At 71.0% G+C, this 6,804-nt stretch carries 7 protein-coding genes; 6 read left to right on the forward strand and 1 reads right to left on the reverse strand.

Annotation, left to right across the window (positions count from 1 at the left end):
- A complete protein-coding gene (locus ACWEBX_RS27510) occupies window positions 1-1,413 on the forward strand; it encodes a dipeptidase (protein WP_451887486.1) in 1,413 nt (470 codons plus the stop codon).
- A gap of 98 nt (window positions 1,414-1,511) precedes the next feature.
- Entirely contained in the window at window positions 1,512-2,456 is a 945-nt protein-coding gene (gene nudC, locus ACWEBX_RS27515; protein WP_355763864.1) for an NAD(+) diphosphatase, read from the forward strand.
- A gap of 69 nt (window positions 2,457-2,525) precedes the next feature.
- On the opposite strand, the gene ACWEBX_RS27520 is transcribed toward nudC, so the two are convergent.
- Window positions 2,526-2,780: a mycoredoxin gene (locus ACWEBX_RS27520; protein ID WP_384790321.1), complete on the reverse strand. Its 255-nt coding sequence runs from the start codon at window positions 2,778-2,780 to the stop codon at window positions 2,526-2,528.
- A gap of 190 nt (window positions 2,781-2,970) precedes the next feature.
- Here ACWEBX_RS27520 and ACWEBX_RS27525 point away from each other — a divergent pair, with 190 nt between their 5' ends.
- The 4 genes from ACWEBX_RS27525 (at window position 2,971) to ACWEBX_RS27540 (ending at window position 6,633) form a co-directional block, all read left to right on the forward strand.
- Window positions 2,971-5,277, forward strand: coding sequence for an ATP-dependent DNA helicase UvrD2 (locus ACWEBX_RS27525; protein ID WP_451887487.1), 2,307 nt, complete (start codon window positions 2,971-2,973; stop codon window positions 5,275-5,277).
- Between the two features lie 164 nt (window positions 5,278-5,441).
- Window positions 5,442-5,768 carry a hypothetical protein gene (locus tag ACWEBX_RS27530; RefSeq protein WP_451887488.1) on the forward strand — a complete coding sequence of 109 codons (327 nt, stop codon included), beginning with the start codon at window positions 5,442-5,444 and terminating at the stop codon, window positions 5,766-5,768.
- A gap of 176 nt (window positions 5,769-5,944) precedes the next feature.
- A complete protein-coding gene (locus ACWEBX_RS27535; RefSeq protein WP_028802016.1) occupies window positions 5,945-6,313 on the forward strand; it encodes a WhiB family transcriptional regulator in 369 nt (122 codons plus the stop codon).
- Complete coding sequence (locus ACWEBX_RS27540; protein WP_339131344.1) at window positions 6,310-6,633, forward strand: hypothetical protein; 324 nt, start codon at window positions 6,310-6,312, stop codon at window positions 6,631-6,633. Before ACWEBX_RS27535 ends, ACWEBX_RS27540 begins: the two co-directional genes overlap by 4 nt.
- Window positions 6,634-6,804: the final 171 nt, after the last annotated feature.

Below are 6,804 nucleotides of genomic sequence, written 5' to 3' on the forward strand. Positions count from 1 at the left end.
ATGAGCACGCCCGTTGACAACGCCGTCAGCACCGTCCGTACGTACATCGAGACGCATAGCGCCGCCTTCCTCGACGACCTCGGTCGGTGGCTGCGCATCCCCTCGGTCTCGGCTCAGCCCGAGCACGCCGCGGACGTGGCACGCAGCGCCGACTGGCTCGCCGCCGAACTCCGCAGGACCGGCTTCCCGACCTGCGAGGTCTGGCCGACCGCGGGCGCCCCGGCGGTCTTCGCCGAATGGCCCTCCGAGGACCCCGACGCACCCACGGTCCTCGTCTACGGACACCACGACGTGCAGCCCGCCGCCCGCGAGGACGGCTGGGACACCGAACCCTTCGAGCCGGTGATCCGGGGCAACCGCCTCCACGCGCGCGGGGCCGCGGACGACAAGGGCCAGGTGTTCTTCCACACACTCGGCGTCCGGGCCCACCTCGCGGCCACCGGGCGCACCACCCCCGCCGTGCACCTCAAGCTGCTGATCGAGGGCGAGGAGGAGTCCGGATCCCCGCACTTCCGCGAGCTCGTCGAGAAGCACGCGGAGCGGCTCGCCGCCGACGCCGTGATCGTCTCCGACACCGGCATGTGGTCCGAGGACACCCCCACCGTCTGCACGGGCATGCGGGGCCTCGCCGAGTGCGAGATCGTCCTCTACGGACCAGGGCAGGACATCCACTCCGGGTCCTTCGGCGGCGCCGTGCCCAACCCCGCCACCGCGGTCGCCCGGCTGGTCGCGGCCCTGCACGACGAGCACGCGCGCGTGGCCGTGCCCGGCTTCTACGACGGGGTCACCGAACTCACCGACCGCGAGCGCGAACTCTTCGCCGAGCTGCCCTTCGACGAAGAACGATGGCTGCGCACCGCCAGGTCGACGGCCACCCACGGAGAGGCCGGTCACACCACCCTGGAGCGCGTCTGGGCCCGCCCGACGGCCGAGGTCAACGGCATCGGCGGCGGCTACCAGGGCGCGGGCAGCAAGACGATCATCCCGTCCTCGGCGATGGTGAAGCTCTCCTTCCGGCTCGTCGCCGGGCAGGACCCGGACCACATCGAGAAGGCCGTGCGCGCCTGGGCGGCCGAGCAGGTGCCCGACGGCATCCGGCACGAGATCACGTTCAGCCCGTCCACCCGCCCTTGCCTGACCCCGCTCGACCACCCCGCCCTGCAGTCCGTCGTACGCGCCATGGGCCGGGCCTTCGAGCAGCCGGTCCGCTACACCCGCGAGGGCGGCTCGGGACCGGCGGCCGACCTCCAGGAAGTCCTCGGCGCCCCGGTGCTCTTCCTGGGCATCTCCGTTCCGTCCGACGGCTGGCACGCCCCCAACGAGAAGGTCGAGATCGATCTCCTCATGAAGGGCGTCGAGACGGCCGCCTACCTGTGGGGCGACCTGGCCGAGAACTGGCGCGAGACACACTGAACAAGCCGAACCGCAGCCCCGACAGCGCACCACCGCACGCCCGCCCTGCTGAACCGCCCGTCGAGACAACCGTTCCACCGGGGGAGTTGGAAGCATCCGTGACCACCTGGACCGACCACAGCGCCGACCGTCCCATCTCGCTCACCGCTCCGAGCGGCATCGACCGGGCGGCCCATCACCGGCTCGACGAGGCCTGGCTCGCGGCCGCCTGGAGCCACCCCACGACCCGCGTCTTCGTGGTCTCCGGCGGTCAGGTGCTCATCGACGAGACGGCCGACGGCACCACCGAACTGCTGATGACGCCCTCCTTCGAGGCCCCGCTCACCGAGGCGCACCGCTACTTCCTGGGCACGGACGACGACGGGGTGAGCTACTTCGCGCTCCAGAAGGACACGCTTCCCGGCCGGATCGACCAGTCCGCCCGGCCGGCCGGCCTGCGTGAGGCCGGCCTGCTGCTGTCACCTCGTGACGCGGGTCTGATGGTGCACGCCGTCGGCCTGGAGAACTGGCAGCGCACCCACCGCTTCTGCTCCCGCTGCGGCGAGCGCACCGTCATCGCCGCCGCCGGGCACATCCGCCGCTGCCCCGCGTGCGGTGCCGAGCACTACCCGCGCACCGACCCGGCAGTGATCATGGCCGTGACGGACGACGACGACCGCATCCTGCTCGGCCGGCAGGTGCACTGGCCCGAAGGCCGCTTCTCCACGCTCGCGGGCTTCGTCGAGCCCGGCGAGTCGATCGAGCAGTCGGTGCGCCGCGAGGTCTTCGAGGAGGCCGGGGTCACGGTCGGCGAGGTCGAGTACGTCGCCAGCCAGCCCTGGCCGTTCCCCTCCAGCCTCATGCTGGGCTTCCGTGCCCGCGCCACCTCGTCGGAGATCGACGTCGACGGCGAGGAGATCGAGGAAGCCCGCTGGTTCTCCCGGGACGACCTGCGGGCCGCCTTCGAGTCCGGAGAGGTCATGCCTCCCTACGGGATCTCGATCGCGGCGCGCCTGATCGAGCTCTGGTACGGCAAGCCCCTGCCGACCCGGAACGCCCCCTGAGCGTGCCCCGGACATGACGCTGCCCCTCCGGCGAGCTCGCCGGAGGGGCATTGCCGTGCGCGCGTGAGGTCAGGCGGTGAGGGCCTGCTTCACCTGGGCGAGACTCGGGTTCGTCATGACGGCCTCGGCGCCACCGGCGGCGACCACCAGGACCGTCGGAACGGTCTGGTTGCCACCGTTCGCCTTCTCGACGAACGCCGCGGACTGCGGGTCCTGCTCGATGTTGATCTCGGTGTACGCGATGCCTTCACGGTCCATCTGGCTCTTGAGCCGACGGCAGTAGCCGCACCACGTGGTGCTGTACATCGTCACAGTGCCCTGCATGTCTCATGCGCTCCTTCACGGCTTGGGGTGCGTGGTCGCTGCCAGTGGAACGCAGGTCACCCGGTCACCATTCCCGTGGGGGGTATCGGCGCCGCGCACCGGGACGTGACGCTCGCCGCACCCCCGCCGCACCGCAGGTGAGACGGCCCGGGACGGGGGAGGGACGTGACACCGGCGGCATGGCCGAAACATGCCCTCGGCACAGGCGGCCGGGGTGACGCTCGCCGCATTCGTACGACCGCAGCCGTCTCCCTGTGGACAACCGGCTCACCCGTCTCCGCCGACCTGGCAGCATGGCTGTGTGACAGCAGCAACGCACTCCACCCTCTTCCCGCAGGTTCCGGACACGGCCGACGCGGTGCTCGACGGGCTCGACCCCGAGCAGCGCGCGGTCGCCACCGCCCTGCACGGTCCGGTGTGCGTGCTGGCGGGAGCCGGCACGGGCAAGACGCGGGCGATCACCCACCGCATCGCCTACGGGGTGCGCGCGGGGATCCTCCAGCCCTCCAGCGTGCTCGCGGTGACCTTCACCGCCCGGGCCGCGGGAGAGATGCGCGGACGGCTGCGCCAGCTCGGCGCCGGAGGTGTCCAGGCCCGCACCTTCCACTCCGCCGCGCTGCGCCAGCTCCAGTACTTCTGGCCGAAAGCCGTCGGTGGCGGACTGCCCCGGCTGGTGGACCGCAAGATCCAGCTCGTCGCGGACGCGGCGGCCGCCTGCCGTGTCCGCCTCGACCGGGGAGAGCTGCGGGACGTCACCGGCGAGATCGAGTGGTGCAAGGTCACCCAGACCATCCCCGCCGACTACGCCGCTGCCGCCGCCCGGGCCGGCCGAGAAGCGCCCCGGGACCCGGCCGAGACCGCCAAGATCTACGCGGCGTACGAGGACCTCAAGCGCGACCGCGCGGTCATCGACTTCGAGGACGTCCTGCTGCTCACGGTCGCCATCCTGCAGGACCGGCACGACATCGCCGAGCAGGTCCGCTCCCAGTACCAGCACTTCGTGGTCGACGAGTACCAGGACGTCAGCCCGCTCCAGCAGCGCCTCCTGGAGCTGTGGCTCGGCGAGCGGGACAGTCTCTGCGTGGTCGGCGACGCCAGCCAGACGATCTACTCGTTCACCGGTGCAACCCCGGACCACCTTCTCGACTTCCGCACCCGCCATCCCGGGGCCACCGTCGTCAAGCTCGTCCGCGACTACCGCTCCTCGCCCCAGGTCGTCCACCTGGCCAACGGACTGCTCTCCCAGGCCCGCGGCCGGGCCGCCGAGCACCGCCTCGAACTGATCTCCCAGCGGCCCCCGGGCGCCGAGCCCGTCTACGCCGAGTACACGGACGAGCCCGCCGAGGCCGAGGGGGCCGCCCGCCGCATCCGCGACCTCATCGCCTCGGGCGTCCCCGCCGGCGAGATCGCGATCCTGTTCCGTACGAACTCCCAGTCCGAGACCTACGAGCAGGCCCTCGCCGACGCCGGTGTGCCCTATCAGCTCCGCGGCGCCGAGCGGTTCTTCGACCGCCCCGAAGTGCGCAAGGCGGGTGCGGCGTTGCGCGCGGCGGCCCGTTTCGGCGGCAACGACTCGCTGCTCGACGACGCCGTCGACCTGCCCTCGCAGGTCCGGGCGGTGCTCTCGGGCGAGGGCTGGACGAGTGTTCCCCCGGCGGGCTCCGGCGCGGTCAGAGAGCGCTGGGAGTCGCTGGCGGCCCTGGTGAACCTGGCGCAGGACTTCGCGACCGCCAAGCCCGGCGCGACGCTCGGCGACTTGGTGGCGGAGCTCGACGAACGCGCGAGCGCCCAGCACGCCCCGACCGTCCAGGGCGTCACCCTCGCCTCCCTGCACTCCGCCAAGGGACTGGAGTGGGACGTCGTCTTCCTGGTGGGGGTCGCCGAGGGCATGATGCCGATCACCTACGCAAAGACCGACGAGCAGATCGAGGAGGAGCGCCGTCTGCTCTATGTCGGTGTCACCCGTGCCAGAGCGCACCTGTTCGTCTCCTGGGCGCTCGCCCGCTCGCCCGGAGGCCGAGCGGGCCGGCGCCCGAGCCGATTCCTCGACGGGCTGCGTCCCGGCTCCGTCGCCACTGCGGGCGGTCGCGCCGGCGCCGCCCCGGGCGGCATCGAGCGCGGTGCCGCGAGATCCGGCGTCACCGCCGAACGGCGTACGAGCCGCAGCCCCGCGCGCTGCCGGGTCTGCGGCCGGACCCTCACCGACGCCGGTGAGATGAAGCTGATGCGCTGCGACGACTGCCCCTCCGACATGGACGAGGGTCTCTACGAGCGGCTGCGCGAGTGGCGCGCGGTGCAGGCGGAGCGCAGCGGGCAGCCCGCGTTCTGCGTCTTCACCGACAGGACGCTGATGGCGATCGCGGAGACCGCGCCGGACGAGGAGGGCGAGCTCGCCCGGATCCCCGGGGTCGGTGTCCGCAAACTCAACCGTTTCGGAGCCGACGTTCTGGCCATCTGCGCAGGTCGTGAGGTCGGGGAACACGGCGAGGGCAACTGATTCAAACTCGTCGAGAAAATAGTTTGCGCATGCCCCAGCAATCCCCATAGGTTCTTAACCACGGCGGCAGCGGCCTTCTCGAAGGCCCTGGTTCCGTGCTGTACTTAATAACCGTCGGACCGGTTCGCGCCGGTCCCCCAAGACGCCGAGAGGAGGCGATTCCAGTGATCAGCATCGACACCAGCTCCATCAACACCGTGAAAATGACCGATCCCTCGGTCGTCGTCTCCACGTGCTCGCTCGGCGTCTCGAACCTGGGCACCGGTCTGTCCGGCATCAGCGCCGTCCGGCCGGCGTCCTCCGTGTCTCTCGTGGGTCTTCCCATTCGTGAGCGCAATGAGCGACCGACCCAGGCACTGGAAGCGGCAGTAGTGGCAGAGGCACATGCCTATGCCTTTGCGGCAGCCGGTGCCGGATCCCTGAAGCAGACGCAGCAGCACCACACGATGTGGGCCTTCCGTGGGCCTGAACCCTGGAGTGATCCAGCCTGATTCACCATCAGGCCGGCGCCTTCAGGGCCGCGGAACCCCACCCGGGATCCGCGGCCCTTCTGTTTGTCCCCGACCGGGGACGACAGAGCGAAGGGGCCTCGGGACAAGAAAAGAACCCGGTACCAGCCGCCAACCGGCCGACCCCGGCCGGCACGACCAGACGAGGAAGACGAACCGTGCAACTCGAAGCGCACGCCCCGTCCGTACCGCCTTCCGAAACGATCCCCCCGCCCGGCCTCACGGAGGACTCCACCTTGATCCCCCTCACCGCGCTCACCGCGCTCGACGACGCCATCGAGAACCTCGGCGTACCCGTCCCCTGCCGTTCGTACGACCCGGAGGTCTTCTTCGCCGAGTCGCCGGCCGACGTCGAGTACGCCAAGTCTCTCTGCCGCACTTGCCCGCTGATGGAGGCCTGCCTCGCCGGCGCCAAGGAGCGGCGTGAGCCCTGGGGCGTCTGGGGTGGCGAGCTCTTCGTCCAGGGTGTCGTCGTGGCCCGCAAGCGGCCGCGTGGCCGCCCGCGCAAGAACCCGGTTGCGGCATGAACATCCGAGGAACGATCGACCGCCCCCTGACGCACGACCCCAAGAAACAGGCCCCGATGAAGCCGTCCACGAGCGAGCCCGCAGGCTCCGCCACCACAGACTTCGCCACCACCGGCGCGAACGACTCGCGTCAGAACAGGACCCGAGAGATGCAACTCATCCCAGAAGCCTTGGCTCGTGCGCATATGCACGAGCGACTGCACCAGGCCGAGCGGGAACGGCAGGCCGTGCGCCTGGCCGCCGCTCGCCGCATGCAGCGCCGGGCCGAGCGCGCTTCGATGCGAGCCCGGCGCGCGCTGGCCATGGCGGTCATGCAGTAATCGACGCCCAGCGTCGTAGCAGCCGTTGCAGTCGCAGCACACACAGGCAGGAAGTCGCGGGGGCCGGTCCGAACGGACCGGGGAGAACATCACGGCGTTCTCCAGGAGTTCGGCGAGCATGAGGGTCAGATCGCCGACGATGTCGGGGACGACGACGACATCGCCCTCGGC

This window comes from Streptomyces sp. NPDC005070 (genome assembly GCF_053600395.1).